The organism is Polaromonas sp. CG_9.11 (assembly GCF_015752225.1).
Taxonomy (GTDB): domain Bacteria; phylum Pseudomonadota; class Gammaproteobacteria; order Burkholderiales; family Burkholderiaceae_C; genus Polaromonas.
The window spans coordinates 114,079-140,784 of sequence record NZ_JADOVE010000009.1 but is presented as its reverse complement, the minus strand read 5'-3'; the positions used below and the strand labels follow the sequence as shown (position 1 = coordinate 140,784).

Sequence of the window (26,706 nt, the reverse complement as noted above, 5' to 3'; positions counted from 1 at the left end):
CCGGACTTTCTCTGCCAGCATGCAAGGGGTTTTGAAGATGCATGTGCTGAACCTCTGCAAATTATTTTGCCCTTGATTCGTACCTGGAAAGCCTGCGATGCATCTGCTCCTGACCCATATTGCCACTCATCCGCATCTGGCATTGTTGGTGGTGTTTGGCGTGGCGCTGACCGAGTCGCTGGCACTCATTGGCACCTTGGTGCCTGCAGGTGTGGTCATGTTCAGCGCCGGGGCCTTGATTGGCGCAGGTTCGCTGGATATGTGGACGACGCTGGCCGTGGCCGCGCTGGGCGCGGTGTCCGGTGACGCGCTGAGCTACGAGCTGGGCCGCTTGGGTAACGACCGGCTGCGCGGCTGGCCACCCTTTGCACGGTATGCGCCCTTGATGGCGCGGGGTGAGCAGTTCATGGCGCAGCATGGCGGAACCAGCATTTTGCTGGCGCGTTTTTTTGCGCCCGTGCGGGCTGTTGTTCCTCTGGTGGCAGGCACGACACAGATGGCGCGCGCGAAGTTTTATGTGATCAATGCGGCGTCCGCGCTGGCATGGGCGCCGGCGCATATTTTGCCCGGTGTCTTGTTTGGGACGTCGCTGCGGATGGCCGAAGCCGTGAGCGCTCGGCTGGCGGTGATCCTGCTGGTGCTCGGGGTGCTGCTGTGGCTGGCGGCCAAAGTGGCGCGTATCGCCATGCGTCATGGTGTGCCGCTTCTGGCTGTCGGGCGCGACCGCGCCCTGCAATGGGCGTCCCGGCGGCCGGGCGCGCTCTCCAGGCTGGCGCTGTTCCTGTTTGATCCGCGCAAACCCGAGTCACCGCTTCTGATCGCCCTGGGGCTGCTGCTGCTGGGCGGGGGCTGGACATTTTTTGGCATCTTGCAGGACGTTGCAGCCCGTGATCCGCTGGTTCTGGCGGATGTGGCGATCTTCAACTTCCTGCAAGACCTGCGCATTGCAGAGATGGACCGCATCATGGTGGTCATCACCGGTCTGGGCGGCGCATGGGTGGCGCTACCGCTGGTGGTGGCGGTGTGGGCGTGGCTGGCGTGGGCGCGCTGCTGGCGCACGGCCCGCTACTGGCTGGCGGTGGCCGGATTTTCCGAGGTGCTGGTGCAACTGCTGAAATACACACTGGCCAGAACGCGTCCCATCAGCCTGTACAGCGGGGTAGCGGATTTTTCCTTTCCCAGCGGCCATGCCACATCGAGCATTGTTATTTACGGTTTTCTGGCTTTTTTGCTCTCGCGCAAGCAGCGGTCCGCCGTTCAAGGCGCGATAGCGGCTGTGGCGGCGGTGTACATCGCGCTGATTGGGTTTTCTCGGCTGTATCTGGGCGCGCACTGGTTTTCCGATGTGATGGCGGGGCTGAGTCTGGGACTCGCCTGGGTGGCACTGGCGGCCATGGCCTATTCGCGACGCCCAAGCCCTGAGAATTTGCATCCGCTTGGCCTGGGCGTGACAGCGCTGCTGGCGGTGATGATTTCCGGGCCGTGGTACATGGTGAATTACGTCTCAAGCGATCTGGCGCGCTACGCCCGACAGACGCCTGCGAAGACCTTCAGTCCGGCCCAGTGGTTAGACGCCGGATGGCGCGAGCTGCCCCGGCAGCGCATGGAAATCGGCGGCGACACGGAAGAACCGCTGCCATTGCAATGGGCTGACAGCGCTTCAAGCCTGCCTGGCCACTTGGCGGCGGGGGGCTGGCGTGTAGCGCCCGCCTGGTCGGCGCAAACGGCCTTGCTGTGGCTGACCGCCGATGTGCCGCTCAAGACGCTGCCCGTGCTGCCCAAATACCACCAGGGCAACAAGTCGGAATTGGCATTTGTGGCGTTCGACCCGGCCCGCCCCATGCAGCGGCAGATTCTGCGGCTGTGGCGCTCGGCTTATAGCGTGCGCAGCCCTGTCAGCCAGGCGCTGGAACCCCTCTGGTATGGCGCGCTCTACACTGAAACATTCAGGCGGCCTGGGCATTTTTTCACCCTGGGCGTTACAAAGAATGAGGCGCTGACACCGGCCATCCTAGCGCACTTGCCCGGCGATCTGCGCTGGACAAGCCGACCGCCCGCGCCAAACGGCATGCCTTGGCAGACCTTTCTGGTGTTGCCGGGTGCGTGGATGCCGCCTGAGCATTGAGCCGGGATGGCGGGACTCAGGCGTCGCCGGCTGGCTCGGGTAGGTGCAAAAGCCGCCGCGCCAGCCGCGCTTCGCCCAGTCGCTGATAAAATCCTGCGCTCATGCTTCTGCCCCGCAGCAGCTTAGACCACTCCTTGCCAGACCCTGCCTTTCGGGGCCTACAGACCCCTGAACAGCTTGCCGGCTGCCCCACCATACTTCACCACAAGGCCACCCCTACCGTGACCCTGCACCTGACGACTTTCGAGGGCGATGCCCACGGCATCAGTGCCCTGAGCGACTTTCGCGTCCAGCAACTCCTGCCTCGCCTGCAAGCCATTCACGACAAGATCGTCGGCATCAGCGCCCGGTTTGTCCATCTGGTTGCCACCGAGGAGCTGCCTTCAGAGGCACTGAAAACCCAACTGGCGGCCTTGCTCAGCTATGGTCAACCGTGCGAACAACCCCTCGCAAATGCCGCCGACAGTGCGCTGTTCATCGTGTCGCCGCGTTTTGGAACGGTATCGCCATGGGCCTCCAAGGCCACTGACATCGCGCACAACTGCGGCCTGGCCATCAAGCGCATCGAGCGCATTACCGAATACCGCCTGACGCTCAAATCGGGATTTTTCAGCAAATCGGCATTGACCGAAGACCAGCGTGAGCAGGTCGCCGCCTTGCTGCACGACCGCATGACTGAAAGCGTCATGGCTGAGCAGGCACAGGCTGCGGCTGGTCTGTTCACCGAACTGCAGGGCGATCCGCTGCAGACCATTGACGTGCTGCAGGGCGGAAAAGCCGCACTCGAGCAGGCCAACACCGAGTTCGGCCTGGCGCTGGCCGCTGACGAAATCGACTACCTGGTCAATGCCTTCACCCAGTTGCAGCGCAACCCGACCGATGTCGAGCTGATGATGTTCGCGCAGGCCAACAGCGAACATTGCCGCCACAAGATTTTCAACGCCGACTTCACGATTGACGGCGTGCCGCAGGAAAAAAGCCTGTTCGGCATGATCCGCAACACTGAGCAGTTGCATCCGCAGCACACGGTGGTGGCCTATTCGGACAACGCCTCGGTTATGGAAGGCGCACGCATCCAGCGTTTTTATGCCAAATCGGCCTCTGGCCCAGGCAGAACGGGCGCTAGCAGCTATCAAAGCTATAGCGTATCTGACAACGTGCTGACGCATGTGCTGATGAAGGTCGAAACCCACAACCACCCGACCGCGATTTCACCGTTCCCCGGTGCCTCGACAGGCGCAGGCGGCGAAATCCGCGACGAAGGCGCGACCGGGCGCGGCTCCAGGCCCAAGGCAGGTCTGAGCGGCTTCACGGTTTCCAAGCTGTTTGACGACCAGGGCCCGTCTTACGGCAAGCCAGACCACATCGCCAGCCCGCTGCAGATCATGACCGAAGGCCCGCTGGGCGGCGCGGCGTTCAACAACGAATTCGGGCGCCCCAACCTGAACGGCTACTTCCGCGAGTACGAGCAAACCGTCGGTGGCCAGCGCTGGGGTTACCACAAGCCGATCATGATTGCCGGCGGCGTTGGCACGATTGACGCCCAACTGACGCAAAAAATCCTTTTCCCTGCAGGCACGCTCTTGATCCAGCTCGGCGGCCCCGGCATGCGTATCGGCATGGGTGGCAGCGCGGCCAGTTCCATGGCATCGGGCGCCAATGCGACGCATCTGGACTTTGATTCGGTGCAGCGCGGCAACCCCGAGATTGAGCGGCGTGCGCAGGAAGTCATCAACCAGTGTGCCCAACTGGGGCTGGAAAATCCGATTCTGGCCATTCACGATGTGGGCGCGGGCGGCTTGTCCAACGCTTTTCCCGAACTGGTCAACGACGCCGGTCGTGGTGCGCGCTTTGACCTGCGCGCCGTCAAGCTGGAGGAAAGCGGACTGTCGCCGAAAGAAATCTGGAGCAACGAAAGCCAGGAACGCTATGTAATGGCGATTGCGCCCGAATCGCTGGCGCAGTTCGAAGCCTTTTGCGAGCGCGAGCGCTGCCCGTTTGCCGTGATCGGCGTGGCGACTGAAGAAAAGCAGCTCGTGCTGTCGGACAACGATTCGCCCGCACCAGTGGACATGCCGATGAATGTGCTCTTGGGCAAGCCACCCAAGATGCACCGCGACGTGACCACCGTGGCGCAAACCATCCAGCCGATTGACCTGACCGGCGTTGACCTGCAAAAAAGCTGCCTTGACGTGCTGAGCCACCCCACGGTGGCGTCCAAGCGCTTTTTGATCACCATCGGCGACCGCACCGTCGGCGGCATGACACACCGCGACCAGATGGTCGGCCCGTGGCAGGTGCCGGTGGCCGACTGCGCCGTGACACTGGCCGACTACCAGGGTTTTGGCGGCGAAGCCATGAGCATGGGCGAGCGCACGCCGCTTGCGGCGGTCAACGCCGCTGCGTCGGGCCGCATGGCCGTGGCCGAAGCAATTACGAATTTGCTGGCCGCGCCGATCGAACTGCCGCGCGTCAAGCTGTCGGCCAACTGGATGGCTGCCTGCGGTGAGCCGGGCCAGGACGCCGCGCTGTATGAAACCGTCAAGGCCGTCGGCATGGAGTTGTGCCCGGCGCTGGGCGTGTCGATTCCGGTCGGCAAGGATTCACTGTCGATGCGCACCGTCTGGAAGGACGAGAGCGGCGAGGGCAAGAAAGTGACTTCGCCGGTATCGCTGATCGTCAGCGCCTTTGCCACCCTGGCCGATGTGCGTGGCACGCTCACGCCCGAGTTGAACACGGTTGAGACCGATACCACCTTGGTCCTGATCGACCTCGGCAAGGGGAAAAACCGCATGGGCGGCTCCATCCTGGCGCAAAGCCTGAACCTGGAAGACGGTGAAGTTCCCGACCTCGACGACCCGAAAGACCTGGTCAATCTGGTCAACGCCATCAATGCCCTTCGGGTGCAGGGAAAAATTCTGGCTTACCACGACCGCAGCGATGGCGGCCTGTTCGCCACCGCTTGCGAAATGGCGTTTGCCGGCCATGTCGGCGTGTCGCTCAACATCGACATGCTGCTGCTGGAAGGCGACGGCATCAGCGACAGCCGCATGGACACCGGCGACAGCAAGAACTGGGCGTCGCAAGTCGGCGGCCGCCGCGAAGAGCTGACGCTGAAAGCGCTGTTCAATGAAGAGCTGGGTGTGGTGATTCAGGTGGCCACCTCGGCCCGCAATGACGTGATGCAGACGCTGCGCACGCACGGGCTGTCCCAATTCAGCCATTTTGTCGGCAAGACCCGGCCTGCGCATGCCTCCCTGGAAGTCGGCAAAGGCGAAGTGCATGTCTGGCGCGATACCAAGGCGGTGTTCAAGGCCAGGGTGCAAGACCTGCATCAGGTCTGGGACGCCGTGAGCTGGAAGATTTGCCAGCAGCGCGACAACCCGGCTTGCGCCGATGCCGAACACGCCGCCGCTGGCAACCCATCAGACCCCGGCCTGCATGTCTTCCTGCCAACCAGCGCGAGCTTGAGCGCTCCGGCGCTGATGCTCTCGCGTCCCAAGGTGGCGGTGCTGCGCGAGCAGGGCGTCAACTCGCATGTGGAAATGGCTTACGCCTTCACCCAAGCCGGTTTCGAAGCCATCGACGTCCACATGACCGATCTGCAAACGGGCCGTGTGCAACTGGCCGACTTTGCCGGCATCGTCGCCTGTGGCGGCTTCAGCTACGGCGACACGCTGGGCGCGGGCATCGGCTGGGCGCGATCCATCACCTTCAACCCGCTGCTGGCCGAGCAGTTCAAGGGCTTTTTCAGCCGCAACGACACCTTCGGTCTGGGCGTGTGCAACGGCTGCCAGATGTTTGCCGAACTGGCCGACATCATCCCCGGCGCTGAAGCCTGGCCACGCTTTACCACCAACCAGAGTGAGCGCTTCGAAGCGCGCCTGTCCATGGTGGAAGTGCTGGAATCCCCGAGCCTGTTTTTCGCCGGAATGGCCGGCAGCCGCCTGCCGATTGCCGTGGCGCACGGTGAGGGGTATGCCAACTTTGCGCATCGGGGTGATGCATCGAAAACGATTGCTGCGATGCGCTTTACCGACAGCCACGGCCAGCCGACACAAGCCTATCCGGCCAATCCCAACGGCAGCGCCGGCGGGCTGACGGCGGTGACCACGGCCAACGGCCGATTCACCGCCATGATGCCGCACCCCGAGCGCGTGTTCCGCAACGTGCAGATGAGCTGGACGAATCTGGACAAGGGCGCAGCCAGTCCGTGGATGCAGCTGTGGCACAACGCGCGCCAGTGGGTCGGCTGAGCAGGCGGATTTTAAAAGGGTGTTATCTGCTATTAAATAAATAGCATTAAGTGCCCTAAATTTATGCGCAAATGACTTATTTTATGCTTAAAGTTTGCCCCATCCAGTGTTCGGCGCCTGGTGCCAGCGCAATGACATTCGGCCCGGCATTCGCTGCCTCGATGCAGAAATAATCCTGCCAGCCGTCGTCGGGAACGTCGGCCATCCTGCATGCACCCTCGCTGCCGGGGTTCCACACCACCACCGACCGGCTGCCACGCGTTTCAATGACGATGCGCCGCTGCCAGCCTGCGTCGGCCAGTGTGTAACGGCCGGTGAAGGCGCTGCCGCCGCCCGGCGCTGCACCGTAGATGCGGTCGCATGCCTGGTCAAGGGCAAAGGGCGTTTGCTGGATGTCGGCTGCCATGCCCCGCAATTTGTCCTGGTAAGGCAGGCCGGCCAGCCCTTCAATGCCGACCTGCGCCGCGTGGCTGACGGCAAAATAACTGTGCAGGGCTTGCGTCAGATGAAACGTCTGCGTGCCCAGGTTGCGGGTGTGCAGCGACTGGCTCAGCGTCCGGCCCAGCGTGAGATGCAGGCTGACCTGCAGATCGGGCGCCAGGCCGTCGAGGCGGGCATCGTTGCAGGGCGCCATGCTCAGGCTGACTTCATCGCGGCTGCTGGCATGCACCGCGCTGACTTGCCACGCAACGAGGCGCGCCGGCCCATGCCGCAGTGCGGACTCTGGCATGCCCTGTTTGGCAAACCACGGCCAGCACACCGGCACACCGCCACGAATGGCGGCGGGCTCGGGCGGCGAGTCCGGGGAAAGCCAGAAGACATCGCGCTGTCCGGCCGGCACCCACGACAGCAAATGCGCGCCGTGCAGTGCGATGATGGCGGTGCCGTGGCGGGTGGCCAGCTGCAAGGCCTCATGGCCTGCATGCTGGCAGGGGATGATTTCGGGGGGCAGGTACATGCCACAAATTATGGCTGCACCCGCCAGTACTCACGCCAGCCTGGGGACGGCCTGAGGGTCAAAACGAATAGGCCATGGCTACGGTGAACACCTGGGGCTTGAAGGTGATGTCCGCATGGCGCTCGATGCCCAACGTGTTGGTCGTGATCTTCGATGTCACCCGTGCCGTCGCCAGCGACGCCGACACCGACCATTCGTTGCTGAGGCGCCAGGCCAGGCCCGCCTGCAGGGCCAGGCCGACCGAGTCTTCGAGCGAAATCGAGCTGGGGCCGCCATTGAGTGCGTCGCCAGCGGCTGTCGAGCGGGTTTTGTTAAAACGCGTGTAGTTGATCCCCGCGCCCACGAAGGGCCGCAGCACGCTGGTTTTTTCAAAAAACTTGTAATTGACAAACAGGGTGGGCGCCACCTGCCGGATGGTGGCGCCCACCTGACCGGACAAGGCCTGGGCGCTGCCCGGCAAGGCGGGATTGCTGACCTTTATGACAATGTCGTGCTTCGGCGGGATGCCGAGCGCCAGTTCCACATCCCACGGGTCACTGATTTCACGGGTGTATGAAATAAAGGGTGTGGTCTTGTCGCGCACGTCCAGGCTGATGCCGCCCGGGGTGAAAGGTCCGGAGACATCGCTGGCACCCGAATGGGGCTGAACGTTCGAAATGCCGAGCTTGAGGGTGTTTTGCTGCGCCATCGACGGTGCTGCTGCGCAAGCCGCCAGAATGCCTGCGAAGGCCAATTGCCTGTGATTCATGAGAAGAATGTTGCTGTGATTTACAAACCGGTTGCAGTGACCTGCTGGAAGAAGCCGCGCGCGGCGGCATTGCAGAACGGTGGCACCAAGCCGCCATGGTAGGCCTGCACCACGGCGGAGGCGCCGCCGTCGGAAGCGCCTGCGGCAATGGCTGCCGATGCGGTACTTGCCTTGGCCTGTGCGAATCCGGCCTTGGCTGCGGCATAAGGATCGGCGGCGCTGGTGGGCGACGAGTCCACGTTGAGCACTGTCAGCAAACCGGCGGCGGGTGCTGCCGGTGACGAGCTTGACCAGAAACCCTGCATCAACTGGGTGTTGATGTTGTAGAACACGGTCGGGTCGCCGCTGCCTGCGCACAGCAGTACCGGGCGCATCGGCGTCCAGTTGCGCAGGTCGTTTTTCATCGTGGCAATGCGCACCGGATGCTTGGGGTCAGCGGCTTGAGCGCCAGTGGTGAGGCTGGGCACGGCACCATCCGGTTGGGCAAAAGCGTCAAGCAGATAATCTAGGCGTAACTGGTTGGTGATCAAATTGCTAGTGCCGAAACCCAGGGAGAAGAGCGGTGCCAGTTCAGGCGGCGCGGCTGGCGGGCTGATGGCATTGAGCGTCGGCTGCAGGCCCGAGCCTGTAGGTGCCGTTGGCGGCGTTCTACTGAACAGCGCTGTTTGCGGCAGTTTTCCACCCGGTGCGATCAGGGTGGAGAGCGGTGTGTCGGTTGGCAGCAGGGTGTCGATGCCGCTCGCATAGGAGGGCTCGTAAACGTCAGTCAAATTGCGGTAGACGGTCCCATAGGCCTTTTGGTAGCTGTTGACCAACAAGGGAGCGAAAAGGGTGCTGCCCAGGGGCACGTTGCCGTAGAAAATAGCATCGGTGTAGGCCGCCAGCGCATAAGGGCCGGACATTGGCGCGCTGGCCGTCACGGTCTGGCCGGCGGCCTGCATGGCCTTGTGCGTGGCCATGGCCACATGGCCGCCTTGCGAGTAACCGGTGATGAACAGTTTTCCGTTGTCCTGCACCGGCTGCAGCAGGCCGGGCAGGGCCTTGCGGGCGGCGCTCAGCGCATCCATCATTTCCTTGGATTGCTGATCGGCATTCAGGTAGGGGTGGTAAGACAGTTTTGATACGTCGTAGCCAGCGTAATTGGGCGCCACCACGATGAAGCCCTGCGCGGCGTAAATGGCCGCAACCAGCGCGGCTTCTGAATACGCCGCGCTGGTTTCATCCAGCAGATTCGCCAGGTTGTAGCTTTTCACGGTCGTCGTGCCATGGGCATACAGCACGATGGGGCGGCTGCCGGTGCAGCCCGGGCCGCCCGATGGCGTCATCAGCGCGCCCGATGCGTCGGTGCTTTCGTTGGCGCCGCCCACGGTGCCATAGCGGATGTACTGCACATCAACGCCGCATTTGGGTGTGCCGGCAATGGCCAGCAGATTGCGGCCACTGGCGCTTGCATTGAGCTTGGCGGCGAAGTCGCCCGCCGAAAAGAAAGCGGTGCGCAACGGCGGGTTCTGGATCAGCGCACCACGCGCCGGGGTGTTGTCAACAACGCCCAGGTTGTCGGCCGAATCGCCACCACACGCAGCCAAAAACGATGCCGCCGCAACAATGCTCAATAAACATAATTTTTTCATGCTTGACCCCGTGAATAAAAAAGAACGACCGTACTATTTAATGGTGGAAATATTACCGAAGTTGTCTTGCGCGCATGGCGGGGTTACTACTTAGGCGGGTCAGCAATGCGCAAAAAAAACATCTGCGTACACTCTGGGCCATGCCCTATCGCCGACTTGACTATCTTGATGCCCTGCGCGGCCTGGCCATTGTCTGGATGACGGCGTACCACCTGTGTTTTGACCTCAACCATTTTGGCTATCTTCAACAGGACTTTTACGCGGATCCATTTTGGACTTGGCAGCGCACGGCGATTGTGACGCTGTTTCTGTTCACCGCCGGCCTGGGCCAGTCATTGGCCGTTGATCGGCATCAGACATGGGCGCGTTTTTGGCGGCGATGGTTTCAGGTGGCTGGTGCTGCACTGCTGGTCAGCGCTGGCTCCTACGCCATGTATCCAGAAAGCTTTATTTATTTTGGCGTGTTGCACGGCCTGGCCGTCATGCTCGTCATTGTTCGGCTGACGGCGGGCTGGGGCCGGTGGCTGTGGCTTCTGGGCAGCGCAGCTGTAGCCCTGAAATTCATGGCCAGTGGCACGCATGCCCTGTGGCCTGGGCTTGATTTCCTGAACCACAAGACGTTGAACTGGCTGGGACTGGTCAGCCGCAAGCCTGTCACCGAAGATTACGTTCCCCTGTTTCCCTGGCTTGGGGTGGTGTGGTGGGGCATGGCGGCAGGGAACTGGTTGCTTCGCACGCGGCCGCAGTGGCTGGCGCCCCAAGCCAGGTCAGCCCTTTCAGCCATCAGCATGCTGGCAGGATTGGGGCGCTGGAGCCTGAGTTATTACCTGCTGCACCAGCCGGTGCTGCTTGGTTTTCTGATGGGATTAAGCGCTTTAAAACAGGGTCAGCAGTTTCTGCCTTAATTTCAGGCACTCCTGCTAAAGCCTCGCCTGGTCTAGCTTTGGGGACTTTTGCAAGGGCCCATCAACAAAGTTATCCACACGATACAGGGACAACTTTCACACTCCAAAAATGCTTTCCGAGGCAGACGGTGGCGTCCTACAGATGGCTCTGAAGTGCTTATGTAATGTGTTCTGTGGCAATCCCGCCGGCTCATTCCCAACATCCATGCCCAAAACCATCCCACCGGCCGATGGCCGAAAAAATGCTGGAAAAAATCCTTCCAACAGCAGCGCCCAAACCAAGGCCGCCGCCCGCAATACTGACAGCGGCCCTGCCAAGGCAAACCCTGACTCAGGCGGTGACACGCATGTTGAAAAAATGGTTCAGACTGAAGCCCTGGTCGCTGCCATGCCCTTCAACGCGACCAAGCCTGCCGAGCATGGGTTTGCCAATGCCCTCTCGCCCCAGCAGGGCGCCACCGTCGAGCCCGAGTCCAGGCTGCCCACCGGCAGCACATTGTCCGAACAGAACAGCAGCGACAAGACCGGAGGCATCGCACCCGAAGGCGTGAACGCCACCATCGAGCCGCTGGACCGCGTGCGCGTGGATTCGTCGGGCCAGATGCTCACCACCAACATGGGCACGCGTATCTCGGACAACCAGAATTCGCTCAAGCTCGGCCTGCGTGGCCCGGCGCTGCTCGAAGATTTCATCTTCCGCGAGAAGATGACGCACTTCGACCACGAGCGCATTCCAGAGCGCATCGTGCATGCGCGAGGTTCTGGCGCGCATGGCTTTTTTGAATGCTACAAGCCGCTGACGCAGTACACCAAGGCTGCGCCCTTTAAGGAAGCCGGCAAGGTCACGCCCGTGTTTGTGCGTTTTTCCACCGTGGCCGGAGAGCGCGGCTCCAAGGACACGGCACGCGATGTGCGCGGCTTTGCCGTCAAGTTCTATACCGATGAGGGCAACTGGGACATTGTGGGCAACAACATGCCTGTGTTTTTCATTCAGGATGCGATCAAGTTCCCCGACCTGATCCACGCTGTCAAGCCCGAGCCGCACAACCAGATGCCGCAGGCCGCCAGCGCGCACGACACCTTCTGGGATTTTGTGTCGCTGATGCCCGAATCGACGCACATGCTGATGTGGCAGATGTCGGACCGGGCAATTCCACGCAGCTATGCAACGATGCAAGGCTTTGGCGTGCATACCTTTCGGTTTGTCAATGACGCGGGCGAATCGGTGTATGTCAAGTTCCACTGGAATCCGACAGCCGGCACGCACTCGCTGGTGTGGGACGAGGCGGTGAAGATTTCTGGCGCCGACCCGGATTTTCATCGCCGCGACTTGTGGGAACGCATTGAGTCGGGCGCCTACCCTGAGTGGGAGTTGGGCGTGCAGATCTTCACCGAAGAGCAGGCTGAACAATTCAGTTTCGACATCCTGGACGCGACCAAGATCGTTCCTGAAGAGCTGGTGCCCTTGATGCCAATAGGCCGCATGGTGCTCAACCGCAATCCGGACAATTTCTTCGCCGAAACAGAGCAGGTGGCATTCGGAACGCAAAACATCGTTCCGGGTATCGATTTTACGAACGACCCGCTGTTGACGGGGCGCCACCATTCGTATGTGGACACCCAGCTGTCGCGTCTGGGTGGCCCGAACTTTCACGAAATTCCGATCAACTCCCCGATCGCTCCGGTCTATAACAATCAGCGCGATGGCATCCATCGCCAGGCAATTCCCCGTGGGCGGGTCGCTTATGAGCCGAACTCGCTGGCGGGCGGCTGCCCGTTCCAGGCTGGCGCTGCCCAGGGTTTTGTAACCATGGCCAAGCGTGCCGAGTCCATGCAGCCCGAGGGCATGGTGCGCGGCAAGCCGGAGAAATTCGCCGACCACTACACCCAGGCCACGCTGTTCTATGAAAGCCAGACGATGGTCGAGAAGGCGCATATTGCCGCCGCCTTTCGCTTCGAATTGAGCAAGGTCACTGTTCCGGCGATTCGCCAGCGTACCGTGTCGATGCTGCGCAATGCGTCCGAAGAACTGGCGCAGAAGGTGGCTGCAGGCCTGGGCATGGAACGCCTGCCCGACGCTATGCTGCCGGCGCTGGCCCGGCCGGCTGCGCCCGAGGTGACGGTATCGCCCATGCTGTCGCTTTTGGCTCGACCGGGCGACGGCGGCATCAAGGCCAGGAAGATTGCCTTGTTGATTGCGCCGGGCATCCTGGGCGAGTCGATGGCGCAGGTCCAGGCGGCTTTGCTGGCCGAGGGCGCGGTTCCGCGGCTGGTGGCGCCCCGCATCGGGTCCGTGGCCACCGCGGAAGGCGACGTGTTGGAAGCCGATGCCTCGCTTGAAAATGAACCCGGTTTCCTGTTCGATGCGCTGGTGCTTCCCGATGGACAGGCTGGCGTGGATGCGCTGTCGCTGGACGGCCACACCATGGAGTTCATCAAGGACCAGTACCGGCATTGCAAGACGATTCTGGTACTGGGTGCGTCAAGCGCACTGCTCGAAAAAGCTGGCGTCCCGACCACCTTGCCAGACGGAAAACCCGACATCGGGATCATCACTGCGCAATCAGATGACGCGGCCAATGCGGCAGAGACGTTCATCAAGGGCATTGCGCAGCACCGCCATCCACAGCGGGAAACCGATCCTCCACGGGTGTGACGCCGGCCCATGCATGAAAAAACGCGGCCGAGGCCGCGTTTTTTGGGGAGCAGGTGCCCTGCTTATTCGATCTTGGCTTTCTTGCGCAATTCTTCCTGGAAAGCCGCAAGCTTTTGTTGCTGCATCTGCTGGGCAATCTGCGGCTTGACTTCTTCAAACGCAGGCAGTTGCGCGGAGCGGATGTCGTCCACCCGGATGACGTGGTAGCCGAATTGCGACTTGACCGGCGTGTCGGTCATCTGGCCCTTGTTCAGCTTGAGCAGCGCTTCGGTGAATTCAGGCACATAGCTGGATGGATTGGCCCAGTCCAGGTCGCCGCCCTTGGCGCCAGAGCCAGGGTCCTTCGATTGCTTCTTGGCGATGTCCTCGAACTTCCCGCCTTTTTTCAGACTGGCGATGATCGCCGTCGCTTCAGATTCCTTTTCAACCAGGATGTGGCGTGCCTTGTATTCCTTGCCACCGTTGGCTGCCGCAAACTTGTCGTATTCAGCCTTCAGGTCGGCATCGGAAACCGGATTTTTCTTCTGGTAATTGGCGAACAGTTCGCGAATCATCAGGGTCTGGCGTGCCAATTCCATCTGCGCCTTGAAGTCGTCGCTACCAGAAATGCCCTGCTTTTCAGCTTCTTGCATGAACACCTCGCGGGCAATGACTTCTTCCCGCAACTGGCCTTCCATTTCCGGCGTGACCGGGCGGCCGGCTTTGGCGACCTGCAGGGCCAGCGCGTCCAGCCGGGTCTTGGGAACCGCCTTGCCATTGACGATGGCAAGGTTCTGGGCCATGGCGCCAGCGCTGAGCGCCAGCAAACTTGCCATGGCCGTGGCCATTAAAAATTGTTTCTTCATGATCAAGTGGAAATCCTTAGGAAGGGTGTTTGTGGAGAGTGATTGTTCCAGCCAGTGGGCCGGCACTGTTGCGAAAGATCAAGCGGACTCGTTTGGCCCGAAGACCATCATGCGTCTTTGACGATTTCAATGGCCAGGGCATGCAGCCCTTGGTCTATGAAATTTTGCATTGCATCATACACAAGCCGGTGGCAGGCCACCCGGCTCTTGCCGGCAAACGCCGGGCTGGCAATGCGAACCCGAAAGTGCGAACCGAACCCCTGTGCATTGGCGCCGCCGTGGCCGGCATGGGATGCGCTTTCGTCCAGGACTTGCAGCAGGGTCGGTGCAAGACGCGCCTGGAGCTGCTGCTCGATTTCCTTGACACGCACCGGCAGTGCCGGGTTGAGGCTGGTTGAAAAACTGCTCATGAGGTGGTATCGGGCTTGATATGCTTGTTGAGGAAAAATGCCTGCGCCAGGATGAACAGCAGCATCAGGCCCATGCTGCCGAAAAGCTTGAAGTTGACCCAGGTGCTGGTCGGGAAGTTGAAGGCCACCCACAGGTTGATGCAACCCATGGCCACGAAAAATGCCACCCAGCTGAAATTGACCTTGCGCCACACTGTGTCGGGCAGGCTCATCTGGGCACCCATCAGCGACTTGATGCCGTTTTTACGGAACACCAGCTGGCCCACCAGCAAGGACGCGCCCATCACCCAGTAAAGTACCGTCGGCTTCCACTTGATGAAGCTCTCGCTGTGAAAGTAGATGGTGGCGCTGCCCAGCGCAGTGACCAACCCTAGGCTGACCCAAAGCATGGTGTCAACCTTGCGGCCGCGTGCCTTGAGCCAAAGGATCTGCAGCAGCGTGGCAACGATCACCACCACCGTGGCCAGCAGCACAGGCGCTTCGGCCGGGCCGACAACGCCACCCGACACCATGAAGCCCAGCCAGTCGGTGGCCGTGCCGGCGGCCCAGTCCTTGTTACCTTCGGCGTACTTGAACATGCCGAAGAACAAGGCAATTGGCAAGAAATCAAACAAAATTTTCATGGCGTGATTATGGCGGAGCGGTTTTGTTTTTAAAGAAGCACCAGCGGGGACTCGGGGGTCCGCTAAACATGCAGTTATGGCGCTGAGGCGCATTTCAAACCAGCAGGGGCCGCGGAACCGGCTTAGCCGGGCCGCAGGCGCAGCGGCCCCTTCGGGGGGCAGCGAACCACACGCAGTGGGGAGCGTGGGGGCTCAATTCCTTTTCTTGAAATCGAGGGATGCGGAGTTCATGCAATAGCGCAGCCCGGTGGGCGTGGGGCCATCGGGAAAAACATGGCCCAGGTGCGCGCCGCAATTGGCGCAAACCGTTTCGGTTCGCGTCATGCCGTGGGCACGGTCCACATGCTCTTCAATCGCGCCGTCCTTGATTTCTTCGGAAAAGCTCGGCCAGCCGCAGCCCGCGTCGAACTTCGCCGACGATTCGAACAGCTCGGCGTCGCAGCAAATGCAGCGATAGGTGCCTTCGGCCTGGTGGGCATCGTATTTTCCGGTGAAGGGGCGCTCGGTCGCGGCGTGTCGGGTCACTTCAAAAGCCACCGGCTCCGCGCCTTTTTCAGCCAGCAAGGCTTTCCATTCGTCATCGGTTTTCCGGATTTTTGCGTTCATGGTGTCGGGGTCCTGTTTTGTTGAATAAAGAGCGTGATTACGAACTGCAGCTGATGGCAATCGACGATGCCCAGTCGGGCGGGAAGCCGGCCAGGCTGTCATGGTCAGGATGCTCGTCGAACGGCGCCTGCAGCAGGGCCAGCAAGGTATTGACCTGCGAAAAATCTTTTAGTTTTGCCGCCTGGATGGCTTCTTCGCCCAGGTGGTTGCGCAGCACGTATTTTGGATTGATTTTAAACATCAAATCGGCTCTTTGCGCAATATCTGCGGGCGCTATGCGCTCTGAATACTGTAGCGCCCAGGCATTGAAGGATTCCATGTCGAAAAACAGGTCGCGCACCGGTTCATGGCCGCTTTGCGCGGTAAAACCGCAGAGCCGGCGCCAAAAGATGGTGTAGTCCACTTTGTTGGCCGCCAGCAGCCGGAAGGTGCTTTCAATCAACGCGTGGTCGCCTTCCTGCACATCGGGCAAGCCCAGCTTGGCGTGCATCCGGGCCTGCAAGGCTTCGGGAAACGCGGTTTTATAAGATTCCAGCGCGGCCAGCGCGTCCTCCTGCTGGTCGATCAGCGGCAGCAAGGCCTGGCCCAGGCAAAAAAGGTTCCAGTAAGCCATGTTGGGCTGCTTGTTGTAGGCATAGCGGCCCTGTTCGTCGGAATGGTTGCAGATGTGGCCGGGATCGAACGCATCGAGGAACTGGAACGGGCCGTAATCGATCGTCAGCCCCAGGATGCTCATGTTGTCGGTGTTCATCACGCCATGGCAAAAGCCGACGGCCTGCCAGGCCGCCATCATGCGCGCGGTGCGTTCGCTGACCGCCTGCAGGAAGGCTGCATAGGGCTGTTTCGCTTCCCGGCATTCGGGATAAAAGCGGGCGATGACGTAATCGGCCAAGGTTTTCAGCTGGACATGCTGGTTGCGGTAGCTGAAATGCTCGAAATGGCCAAAGCGGATAAAGCTTGGCGCTATGCGCGTCACAACGGCGGCGGTTTCGATTTCTTCGCGGCGCACCGGTGCGTCGGAGCCGGTAACGCACAGCGCGCGGGTCGTCGGAATGCCGAGCGCGTGCATGGCTTCGGAACAGAGGAATTCGCGGATTGAGCTGCGCAGCACCGCCCGGCCATCGCCCATGCGCGAATACGGCGTTTTGCCCGCGCCCTTGAGCTGGATTTCCTGCGGTCCCTTGGCCGTCTGCATCTCGCCGAGCAAGATGGCCCGGCCGTCGCCTAGCTGACCGGCCCAGACGCCAAATTGGTGGCCGCTGTAGACGCTGGCCAGCGGCCGGGTGCCGTGCAGTGGCTGGTTGCCGGTGAGGGCGGCCAGTGTGTCGGCCGATTCGAGCCAGTCGTCCTGCAACCCCAGTTCACGGGCGAGGGCACGGTTGCGCCCGACCCAGTAGGGCGAAGGCAGGGGCCGGGGCTGCAGTTCGGTGTAGAAGTCCGGGCCCAGCGTGGCAAAAGAGTTAGGCCAGGGCAGATCAGGCACGGCTGGCGGATGGCGGATGGCGGATGGGGAGTCGAAGGCAGAGCTCATGACTTTATTGTGCAATGGGGCAATCAGCCCTGTGCAGCAAGGGGTAAGTGTTGTGTTTTACGTTGCAGGCTGTCGCCAAAGTGGCCCGGTTACGGACTTTCCCGAGGAGGGCCGGCAAAACCGGCCTGTACCATGCAGACCGGTTGATACGATTTTCATGGCATGCCCGGCCGGGCGATAAAAAAGGACGCAGACGATGTTAGGTTTAATGCAAAACCAGCCCTTGCTGATTTCATCACTGATCGAGTTTGCCGCGCGCCACCATGGCGATGCGGAAATCGTCTCGCGCCGCGTCGAGGGCGACATCCATCGCTACACCTACCGGGAAGCCGCCCGGCGCTCGCGCCAGGTGGCCCATGCGCTCGATGGGCTGAAGCTGGGTTTCAGCGACCGCGTCGCCACGCTGGCCTGGAACGGCTACCGGCATTTTGAGCTGTATTACGGCGTGAGCGGTTCGGGCCGGGTGCTGCACACCATCAACCCGCGCCTGCATCCGGAACAGATTGCCTGGATCGCCAACCATGCCGAGGACCAAGTGCTGTGTTTCGATCTGAGTTTTTTGCCGCTGGTGCAGGCGGTGCACGCCAATTGCTCCACCATCAAGCACTACATCGCGCTGTGCGATGCGGACAAGCTTCCTGCGGATTCAGGCATTCCCAACCTGCAGAGCTACGAAAGCTGGATGGGTGCGCAACCGGGCGATTACGACTGGCCGACCTTCGATGAAAACACCGCGTCGAGCATGTGCTACACCAGCGGCACCACCGGCAACCCGAAGGCGGCGCTGTACAGCCACCGTTCCAGCACGCTGCACGCGTATGCGGCGGCCTTGCCCGACGTGATGAGCATCTCGGCGCGCGACGCGATTTTGCCGGTGGTGCCGATGTTCCACGTCAACGCCTGGGGTATTCCATATTCGGCGGCGCTGACCGGGGCCAAGCTGGTGTTTCCCGGTCCGGCGATGGATGGCAAGTCGGTGTACGAGCTGATCGAAGCCGAAAAAGTCACCTATGCCGCCGGCGTGCCCACCGTCTGGCAGATGCTGCTGACGCACATGAAACCCCAGGGGCTTCGGTTCTCCACGCTGCGCCGAACGGTGATTGGTGGCTCAGCCTGCCCGCCGGCCATGATCCAGGCCTTCAACGACGACTATGGCGTTGAAGTCCTGCATGCGTGGGGCATGACCGAGATGAGCCCGCTGGGCACCCTGTGCACCCTGAAGAACAAGCACGACAGCCTGTCTGCCGACGAGAAGATGAAGATCCGCCTCAAGCAGGGGCGGGCGATCTACGGCGTGGACATGAAGATCGTTGACAGCGCGGGCAAGGAGCTGCCCTGGGACGGCAAGACCTATGGCGACCTGCTGGTCAAAGGGCCGTGGATCATCCGTGAATATTACAAGGGCGCAAGCGACCCGCTGGTGGATGGCTGGTTTCCGACCGGCGACGTGGCGACCATTGACGCCGACGGCTACATGCAGATCACTGACCGCAGCAAGGATGTGATCAAGTCGGGCGGTGAATGGATCAGCTCGATCGACATCGAAAACATCGCCGTGGCGCATCCCTCGGTGCTGATGGCCGCCTGCATCGGCATGCTGCATCCCAAATGGGACGAGCGGCCGATCGTTGCCGTTGTGAAAAAACCGGGCATGGACGTGAGCCGCGATGAACTGCTGGCTTTCTACGAGGGCAAGACCGCCAAATGGCAGATTCCAGATGACGTGGTGTTCGTCGATGCGATACCGCTGGGTGCCACCGGCAAGATGCTCAAGACCCGCCTGCGCGAATTGCTCAAGGATTACCAGTTGCCTGGCTGAGCCACAGACCCCTGCAGAGTCACCGAGGTGATAGCTGCAGACCCTTCCTAAGGGCATTCCCTGATCGGCATCCAGAACATAACTTGTACGCTCACAAAATCAACAAACGAAGGAGACATGCAGTGAATTTTGCTATTAAGTCTGTAGCGGTATGTGCAATGCTTGCAAGCGCCTCGATCGCTTTTGCCCAAAAAGGCGAGACGGTCAAGATCGCCATGATCGAAGGCCTGTCCGGGCCCTTCGGCAACGTGGGCCAAAACCAGTTGAAAAACTGGCAATTCGTAACTGAACGCCTCAATGGCGCCAAGAATGCGGCTGGTGTCAAATTCGAAATTGTCGGTATCGACAGCAAAAGCTCCCCCCAGGAAGCCTTGAACGCGCTCAAATCGGCGATCGACCAGGGCATCCGCTATGTCGCGCAGGGCAATGGATCGGCCGTGGCGCTGGCGTTGGCCGATGGAATTGCCAAACACAACGAACGCAACCCTGGCAAGGAAGTGATTTTCCTGAACTATGCGGCTGTCGACCCTGCACTGACCAACGAAAAATGCTCGTTTGCGCATTTCCGCCTGGACGCTGACACCTCCATGAAGATGCAGGCCCTGACCTCGTTCATGAAGGACCAGCCCAAGGTCAAGAAGGTGTATTTGCTCAACCAGAATTACTCGCATGGCCAGCAGGTCGCCAAGTATTTCAAGGAAGGACTGGCCCGCACCCGACCCGATGCGCAAATTGTGGGAGAAGACCTTCATCCGTTCGGACAGGTCAAGGACTTTGCGCCCTACATTGCCAAGATCAAAGCTTCGGGCGCTGACACGCTGGTCACCGGCAACTGGGGCCAGGACATGACCCTGCTGGTGAAGGCAATCACTGAGGCCGGCCTGAAAATCCCGATCTATGCCTACTATCCGGGCGTCAGCGGCACACCGACGGCGCTGGCCGCTGCCGGCGACATTGAGGTCTACCAGATCGCCTACAACCACTCCAACTACACCGGCGAGTTGGGCGCCATCATGAAAGAGTTCAAGCAGAAGTACAACGACGACTTCTACACCTTTGCCATCTACAACGGCGTGGTGATGCTTTCTGAAGCAATGAACAAGGCCAAGTCAACCGACCCGATGAAAGTCGCCTCCGCGATGGAGGGTCTGTCGTTCAAGGGCTTCAACGGCGACACGCAAATGCGCAAGTCAGACCACCAGTTGCAGCAGGGTCTGTTCATCTCAAAATGGCAGAAAGTGGACGCCAAAAACAGCTACAGCGTCGAAAACACGGGCTACACCTTTGCGCCCGTCAAGTACATCGACGGCTACATTGCCAGCACGCCGACCAGTTGCGACATGAAACGCCCCTAAGCTATTCGACAGCTTTTTCCGTTTTGCGCCGGGTGGCAAAGCTCACCTGGCGCTCTTTTTTGATCCAGACAAAGCCACGTATTTCCACCCGGCTGCTGATTGACGGACATTCATGGAATTTTTTACAATTTCCCTGCTGAACGGGTTGAGCTATGGTTTGCTGCTGTTCATGCTGAGCTCGGGTCTGACCCTGATATTCAGCATGATGGGCGTGCTCAACTTTGCCCATGCGTCGTTTTACATGCTGGGTGCCTACTTTGCCTACAGTGTCACCAGCCTGGTGGGTTTCTGGCCCGCCCTGGTCATTGCGCCGCTGCTGGTCGGCGTGCTGGGTGCCGCGTTCGAGAAATTCTGTTTGCGCCGGGTGCACAAGTTTGGCCACGTACCGGAGTTGCTCATCACCTTTGGCCTGAGCTACATTTTGGTTGAACTCGTGCAACTGGTATGGGGCCGCATTGCGGTGGACTACCGTGTACCCGAAGCGTTGAAAGGGCCGTTGTTCACCATCTACGGAACGCAGTTTCCGATGTACCGGGGCTTCATGATGGCCGTTGCCCTGTTCATGCTGGTGGCGGTCTGGCTGCTGCTCAAAAAGACCCGTACCGGCCTGGTGATTCAGGCGGCCCTGACCCATCCCGAGACAGTGGAAGCCCTAGGGCACAACGTGCCGCGTGTCTTCATGCTGGTGTTTGGCGGGGGTGCGGCGCTGGCCGGGCTGGCGGGCGTCATCGGCGGCAACGCTTTCGTGACAGAGCCAAGCATGGCGGCGGCCGTGGGCTCGATCATTTTCGTGGTTGTGGTGGTGGGCGGCATGGGGTCGCTGGCCGGGGCTTTTCTGGCTTCGGTGCTGATTGGCGTGCTGCAGACCTTTGCGGTCGCGGTGGACAGCTCGCTGATGAGTGCAGTGTCTGTTTTGGGTGTTGCGGTGACGCCCGAAACCTTTGGCTACGCAGTGCTCAAGCTCAAGATCAGCCAGATCGCACCCATCTTGCCATACCTGTTTCTGGTGTTGATGCTGATTTTCCGGCCCAAGGGTCTTTTAGGTACCCGGGAGGGATAACAGTCATGTCGGCCATTCTTCATTCTTCGTCGGTTCAGCGCCGTTCCAGTTTCCCAAGCCGTGGGCGTGTGTTGGTCTGGAGCTTGTTTGCCTTGGTGATTGCCGTGGCGCCACTGGTCTTTACCAGCAGCCTGAGCCATACCATTTTGTCGCAAATGGGCGTCGCCATCATTGTTTGCCTGAGCTACAACATGCTGTTGGGGCAGGGCGGAATGCTCAGTTTCGGCCATGCCGTCTATTCCGGACTGGGTGCGTTCATCGCGATGCACGCCCTCAATGCGGTCACCAAGGGCAGCCTGTCCTTGCCGGTCAGCCTGATTCCTCTGGCCGGCGGCCTGGCCGGTCTGGTGACGGCGTTGATACTGGGCTGGGTCACCACCAAGAAATCCGCCACCACGTTTGCCATGATCACGCTGGGCATTGGCGAACTGGTATGGGCCATGTCGCTGATGTTCCCCGAGTTTTTCGGCGGCGAAGGCGGCATTTCGGGCAACCGCGTGACCGGTCCCAAGCCCCTGGGCATCACGTTTGGTCCGCAGATCCAGTTGTACTACCTGATAGCGCTGTACACCTTTGTCTGCACCGGCCTGATGTTTGCCTTCACCCGCACGCCGCTGGGCCGCATGCTCAACGCAGTACGCGACAACCCCGAACGGGTCGAATTTGTCGGCTATGACACCCAGAAAGTGCGTTACCTGTCTTTTGTGATCGCGGCCTTTTTTGCCGGCATCTCGGGGGGGCTGGCCGCGTTGAATTTCGAGATCGTGACGTCGGAAGTTGTCAGCGGCTACCGCTCCGGCGCCTACCTGCTGTTCACGTTTCTGGGCGGGGCCACCTTCTTTTTTGGCCCCATCATTGGCGCGGTGCTCATGGTGCTTGCCTTTGTGCTGCTCAGCGAGTTCACCAAAGCCTGGCTGTTGTACCTGGGCCTGGTGTTTTTGTTCATGGTCATGTTTGCGCCAGGGGGCTTTGCCAGTTTGGTCATGATGAATGTGCGCGTGGCCGCGTTCGGCAGACTCAAACCGCTGCTGGGCCACTATGCCGCGCTGCTGGTGACCGGGCTGATCGCTTTTGCCGGGGCCGCCGCCATGATTGAAATGCTTTACCACCTGCAACTCGATGCGGCCCTGGGCTCGCAGCTTCACTTCATGGGCCTGCAGCTTAACGCGGCAGCCCCAGCCACCTGGGGCGCCACCGCTGCCGTCACCCTGGTGGGCCTGGGGGTTTTCGAATGGGCCCGCCGCCGTTTCGCGGTGAAATGGGGTGACACGCAGGAATCGATAGAACTGGAAATCAAACGGCGGGAGGCCCTGTGAGCGCAGCACTATCCAACGCTGGGCGGCACCATGCGCTCGAACTCAAAGACCTGCGCAAGAATTTTGGCAAAACCGAAATCATCCGCGGCATCGATCTGGCGGTTGAGTCCGGCCAGCGCATCGCCATCATTGGCCCCAACGGCGCTGGCAAATCGACGCTATTCAACCTGATCAGCGGGCGGTTTGCGCCAACGAGCGGACAGGTGCTTCTTAATGGCCAGGCCATTCATGGAAAAAAGCCGTTTGAAATCAATCGGCTGGGGCTGTCGCGCAGCTTCCAGATCACCAACATCTTTCCCAAACTCAGCGTATTTGAAAACCTGCGCTGCGGGGTGCTGTGGAGTCTGGGCTACAAGTACACCTTTTTGAAATTCCTTGCCAACCTGGACGATGCCAATGGCAGGGCCGACGAGTTGATGGCCATGATCAAGCTTGAAAAGAAGCGCGATGTGCTCGCAATCAACCTGACCTACGCCGAACAGCGTGCGCTGGAAATCGGCATCACGATTGCGGGCGGCGCCGATGTGATCCTGCTGGACGAGCCGACGGCGGGCATGAGCCGCTCCGAGACCAGCCGCTTCATCAGCCTGATCAAGGAAGTCACCGTCGGCAAGACGCTGCTCACGGTCGAGCACGACATGGGCGTGGTGTTCGGACTGGCCGACAAGATCGCCGTGGTGGTGTATGGAGAAATCATTGCCTTCGACGTGCCCGAAGCGGTGCGCGCCGACCAGCGTGTGCAGGAGGCTTACCTCGGCTCATCGGTGGCAGACGCGCAAGGGCAGGGACACTGACATGCAACATGACATCAAGGATGGTTCCGCTTCTTCCGTGCTCAAACTCACCGACCTGCATGCTTATTACGGCAAGAGCCATGTGCTACACGGCGTTTCTTTCGACGTCCGGCCAGGTGAAATCGTCGCCTTGCTCGGCCGCAATGGTTCGGGCCGCTCGACCACCGCCAAGGCCATCATGGGTTTGGTCGATTGCCAGGGCTCCATCCTCTGGAAAAACGCTGAAATTGTCGGGAAAAAAGCCTACCAAATTGCCCATTTGGGCTTGGGCTACGTGCCGGAAAACCGCGATATTTTCCCCAAGCTCACGGTGCACCAGAACCTGTTGCTTGGCCAGAAAGGATCGGGCCAGGGCTCGCGCTGGTCGTTCGACGACATGTATGGCCTGTTCCCCCGGCTGCGCGAGCGACAGCACACCGAAGCCGGTGTGCTGTCGGGTGGCGAGCAGCAGATGCTCACGCTGTGCCGCACGCTGATGGGCGACCCGGACCTGATCATCATCGACGAGCCGACCGAAGGCCTCGCGCCCAAGATCGTCGAACTGGTGGGCCAGTATTTGCAAACGCTCAAGGCCAAAGGCATCTCGGTCCTGTTGATCGAGCAAAAGCTGACGATCGCCATGGCCATTTCCGACCGGGCGCTGGTGATGGGCCACGGCAGCATTGTTTTTGACGGCACGCCCGACAGTCTGCGCGCCGATGCCTACATCCGAAAGGAGTGGCTGGAGGTGTAACAAGCTGGCGGCTTTGTCACGGCCGGGACAAAAACCGGGTGAACCTGCATCCTTCTCGCTTTGTAACCCCTGCAAGCCTCCCTACAATGAGAAAAGAACGGTCGTACTATTTTTCTCAATGGCCGGGCGCTCATACCGGGCCAGCGCTCTTTGAAACGTCAACACTGAAACTTCAATCAAGGAAAGAACCAACCCATGACAACCCTCTACGAAGTTCACGGCTCGGTGGCGCTGATCACCCTGAGCAATCCGCCGGTCAACGGTCTGGGCCATGCCACCCGGCTGAGCATCACGGACAACCTGCAAAAGGCCAACGACGACGCTGCCGTCAAGTCCATCGTCATCACCGGCGCCGGCAAGGCGTTCTCGGGCGGCGCCGACATCAAGGAATTCGGTTCGCCCAAGGCGCTTCAGGAACCCAACCTGCTCAGCGTCATTCTGGCGGTTGAAAACTCGTCCAAGCCCGTGGTGGCTGCGATTCATTCGGTCTGCATGGGCGGCGGGCTGGAACTGGCGCTGGGTTGCCACTACCGCATCGCCGCGCCCGGCTGCAGCGTGGCGTTGCCTGAAGTCAAGCTCGGCCTGCTGCCAGGCGCGGGCGGCACCCAGCGTTTGCCGCGTGCCTTGGGCGTGGAGCCGGCGCTGAACATGATCGTCAGCGGCGAGCCGGTCAAGAGCGAAATGCTGGCGCAAATCCCGGGTCAAAAACTGTTCGACAAGATGGCTTCGTCGCTTGAGACGCTGGCCGACGAAGCATTTGCCTTTGCGCAGGCGATTGCCGACACCCGCCCCCTGCCGCTGGTGCGCGATCTGCCGTGCAAGCACCGCAACGGCGATGCCTATTTTCAATTCGCACGCAACATGGTCAAAGGCATGGCGAAAAACTTCCCCGCGCCGCTCAAGTGCGTTGATGCGGTCGAGGCGGCCACGAAGCAAAAATTCGACGAAGGCCTGCGCATTGAACGTGAGTTGTTCACCAACCTGATGTTCACGCCTGAAAGCCGCGCGCTGCGCCACATCTTCATGGCCGAGCGTGCGGCATCAAAAATACCGGATGTGCCTGCAGATACTGCACAGCGTGCTATTAACTCAATAGCGGTCATCGGCGCCGGCACCATGGGTGGCGGCATTGCGATGAATTTCCTGAACGCCGGTATTCCCGTCAAGATGCTGGAGATGAAGCAGGACGCGCTGGACCGCGGCCTGGCCACCATTCGCAAGAACTACGAATCGCAGGTCAAGAAGGGCAAGCTGACACAGGACAAGTACGAGCAGCGCATGGGCCTGCTCAGCACCACGCTCAGCTACGACGACCTGAGCGATGCCGACATGGTGATTGAAGCGGTGTTCGAGGAAATGGGCGTCAAGGAAAAGGTATTCACCGAACTCGATCGCGTCATGAAGCCCGGTGCGATTTTGGCCTCCAACACCTCGACACTGGACCTGAACCAGATCGCCTCGTTCACCAAGCGTCCTGAAGACGTGGTCGGCCTGCACTTTTTCAGCCCGGCCAACATCATGAAGTTGCTGGAAGTGGTGCGCGGCGAGAAAACCGCCAAGGACGTCATGGCCACGGTCATGGCGGTCGCCAAGAAAATCCGCAAGACGGCTGTTGTTTCCGGCGTGTGCGACGGCTTCATCGGCAACCGCATGATTGAACAGTACGGCCGCCAGGGCGGCTTTTTGCTGGACGAGGGCTGCACGCCTGCGCAGGTGGACAAGGCGATTGAGAAATTCGGCTTTGCCATGGGGCCGTTCCGCATGGGCGACCTGGCCGGCAACGACATTGGCTGGGCGATTCGCAAGCGCCGCTACCAGGAAAAGCCGGACATGAAGTACAGCAAGACTGCTGACCTGCTGTGCGAGAAGGGCCGCTTTGGCCAAAAAACCGGCGCCGGCTGGTACGACTATGTGGCCGGCAAGCGGGATGCTATTGCGAACGCGGAAGTTGTCAAGATGATCGAGGATCACCGCGCTTCCCTGGGCATCACGCCGCGCAAGATTTCCGACGAGGAAATTGTTCAGCGGCTGGTGTATTCGCTGGTGAATGAGGGTGCGCATATCCTGGAAGATGGCATTGCCAGCAAGGCCAGCGATATCGACATGGTGTACCTGATGGGCTACGGCTTCCCGATCTACCGGGGCGGCCCGATGCTGTATGCCGACCAGGTGGGCCTGTTTAACGTGGTGCAGGCAATGAACCGCTTTGCCAAGAATCCGCTTGACGACGCCAGTTTCTGGCAGCCCGCCCCGCTGCTGGCCCGGCTGGCCGCTGAAGGCAAGACCTTCAATTGACCGCTCAGCGCCAACCCAGCCAAGCCCCTAAATTCTGGAG

19 protein-coding genes are annotated in these 26,706 nt (G+C 60.6%); 11 read left to right on the top strand and 8 right to left on the bottom strand.

The features are described from left to right. Positions 1–97: 97 nt before the first annotated feature. Positions 98–2,125: a bifunctional DedA family/phosphatase PAP2 family protein gene (locus IWX85_RS09765; RefSeq protein ID WP_196869598.1), complete on the top strand. Its 2,028-nt coding sequence runs from the start codon at positions 98–100 to the stop codon at positions 2,123–2,125. A 221-nt stretch (positions 2,126–2,346) separates the two neighbouring features. After that, the gene (gene purL / locus IWX85_RS09760; protein ID WP_196869597.1) at positions 2,347–6,381 is read left to right on the top strand and encodes a phosphoribosylformylglycinamidine synthase; all 4,035 of its coding nucleotides are present in this window, start codon (positions 2,347–2,349) and stop codon (positions 6,379–6,381) included. Positions 6,382–6,457: 76 nt separating this feature from the next. On the opposite strand, the gene IWX85_RS09755 is transcribed toward purL, so the two are convergent. Genes IWX85_RS09755 through IWX85_RS09745 form a run of 3 tightly spaced genes read right to left on the bottom strand, consistent with a single transcriptional unit; the run spans position 6,458 to position 9,718 of the window. Beyond that, a complete protein-coding gene (locus IWX85_RS09755; RefSeq protein WP_196869596.1) occupies positions 6,458–7,339 on the bottom strand; it encodes a D-hexose-6-phosphate mutarotase in 882 nt (293 codons plus the stop codon). A 58-nt stretch (positions 7,340–7,397) separates the two neighbouring features. Beyond that, positions 7,398–8,087, bottom strand: coding sequence for an OmpW family protein (locus IWX85_RS09750; RefSeq protein WP_196869595.1), 690 nt, complete (start codon positions 8,085–8,087; stop codon positions 7,398–7,400). Between the two features lie 20 nt (positions 8,088–8,107). After that, positions 8,108–9,718, bottom strand: a complete 1,611-nt coding sequence (locus IWX85_RS09745) for a S9 family peptidase (RefSeq protein WP_196869594.1) — start codon at positions 9,716–9,718, stop codon at positions 8,108–8,110. A 140-nt stretch (positions 9,719–9,858) separates the two neighbouring features. On the opposite strand from IWX85_RS09745, the gene IWX85_RS09740 reads away from it, so the two are divergent. Both IWX85_RS09740 and IWX85_RS09735 read left to right on the top strand, forming a co-directional pair. Beyond that, the gene (locus IWX85_RS09740; protein ID WP_196869593.1) at positions 9,859–10,623 is read left to right on the top strand and encodes a heparan-alpha-glucosaminide N-acetyltransferase; all 765 of its coding nucleotides are present in this window, start codon (positions 9,859–9,861) and stop codon (positions 10,621–10,623) included. A 205-nt stretch (positions 10,624–10,828) separates the two neighbouring features. Continuing rightward, the gene (locus IWX85_RS09735; RefSeq protein ID WP_051984012.1) at positions 10,829–13,279 is read left to right on the top strand and encodes a catalase; all 2,451 of its coding nucleotides are present in this window, start codon (positions 10,829–10,831) and stop codon (positions 13,277–13,279) included. A gap of 62 nt (positions 13,280–13,341) precedes the next feature. Here the strand turns inward: IWX85_RS09735 and IWX85_RS09730 are convergent, their stop codons facing one another. From IWX85_RS09730 to IWX85_RS09710, 5 genes are all read right to left on the bottom strand, one after another. Further along, on the bottom strand, positions 13,342–14,124 hold the full coding sequence (locus tag IWX85_RS09730) for a peptidylprolyl isomerase (RefSeq protein WP_196869592.1): 783 nt from the start codon (positions 14,122–14,124) through the stop codon (positions 13,342–13,344). Positions 14,125–14,231: 107 nt separating this feature from the next. Further along, the gene (locus IWX85_RS09725) at positions 14,232–14,534 is read right to left on the bottom strand and encodes a BolA family transcriptional regulator (protein WP_051984011.1); all 303 of its coding nucleotides are present in this window, start codon (positions 14,532–14,534) and stop codon (positions 14,232–14,234) included. Continuing rightward, positions 14,531–15,157, bottom strand: coding sequence for a septation protein A (locus IWX85_RS09720; RefSeq protein WP_196869591.1), 627 nt, complete (start codon positions 15,155–15,157; stop codon positions 14,531–14,533). Before IWX85_RS09720 ends, IWX85_RS09725 begins: the two co-directional genes overlap by 4 nt. A 192-nt stretch (positions 15,158–15,349) precedes the next feature. Beyond that, positions 15,350–15,763 carry a peptide-methionine (R)-S-oxide reductase MsrB gene (gene msrB, locus IWX85_RS09715; protein ID WP_196869590.1) on the bottom strand — a complete coding sequence of 138 codons (414 nt, stop codon included), beginning with the start codon at positions 15,761–15,763 and terminating at the stop codon, positions 15,350–15,352. Positions 15,764–15,800: 37 nt separating this feature from the next. Next, complete coding sequence (locus tag IWX85_RS09710; protein WP_196869589.1) at positions 15,801–17,294, bottom strand: YdiU family protein; 1,494 nt, start codon at positions 17,292–17,294, stop codon at positions 15,801–15,803. A 196-nt stretch (positions 17,295–17,490) separates the two neighbouring features. Between IWX85_RS09710 and IWX85_RS09705 the strand changes: the two genes are divergently transcribed. The 7 genes from IWX85_RS09705 to IWX85_RS09675 all read left to right on the top strand — a co-directional run bounded on the left by IWX85_RS09705 (position 17,491) and on the right by IWX85_RS09675 (position 26,666). Continuing rightward, the gene (locus IWX85_RS09705) at positions 17,491–19,113 is read left to right on the top strand and encodes a 3-(methylthio)propionyl-CoA ligase (protein ID WP_196869588.1); all 1,623 of its coding nucleotides are present in this window, start codon (positions 17,491–17,493) and stop codon (positions 19,111–19,113) included. A 158-nt stretch (positions 19,114–19,271) separates the two neighbouring features. After that, on the top strand, positions 19,272–20,468 hold the full coding sequence (locus tag IWX85_RS09700) for a branched-chain amino acid ABC transporter substrate-binding protein (protein WP_196869587.1): 1,197 nt from the start codon (positions 19,272–19,274) through the stop codon (positions 20,466–20,468). 112 nt (positions 20,469–20,580) lie between these two features. Then, the gene (locus tag IWX85_RS09695; protein WP_036804641.1) at positions 20,581–21,528 is read left to right on the top strand and encodes a branched-chain amino acid ABC transporter permease; all 948 of its coding nucleotides are present in this window, start codon (positions 20,581–20,583) and stop codon (positions 21,526–21,528) included. Positions 21,529–21,533: 5 nt separating this feature from the next. Beyond that, a complete protein-coding gene (locus IWX85_RS09690; RefSeq protein WP_036804640.1) occupies positions 21,534–22,844 on the top strand; it encodes a branched-chain amino acid ABC transporter permease in 1,311 nt (436 codons plus the stop codon). Then, a complete protein-coding gene (locus tag IWX85_RS09685) occupies positions 22,841–23,638 on the top strand; it encodes an ABC transporter ATP-binding protein (RefSeq protein WP_196869586.1) in 798 nt (265 codons plus the stop codon). Before IWX85_RS09690 ends, IWX85_RS09685 begins: the two co-directional genes overlap by 4 nt. A gap of 37 nt (positions 23,639–23,675) precedes the next feature. Continuing rightward, positions 23,676–24,371, top strand: coding sequence for an ABC transporter ATP-binding protein (locus tag IWX85_RS09680; protein WP_036812172.1), 696 nt, complete (start codon positions 23,676–23,678; stop codon positions 24,369–24,371). 195 nt (positions 24,372–24,566) lie between these two features. Further along, positions 24,567–26,666, top strand: coding sequence for a 3-hydroxyacyl-CoA dehydrogenase NAD-binding domain-containing protein (locus IWX85_RS09675; protein WP_196869585.1), 2,100 nt, complete (start codon positions 24,567–24,569; stop codon positions 26,664–26,666). Positions 26,667–26,706 lie beyond the last annotated feature (40 nt).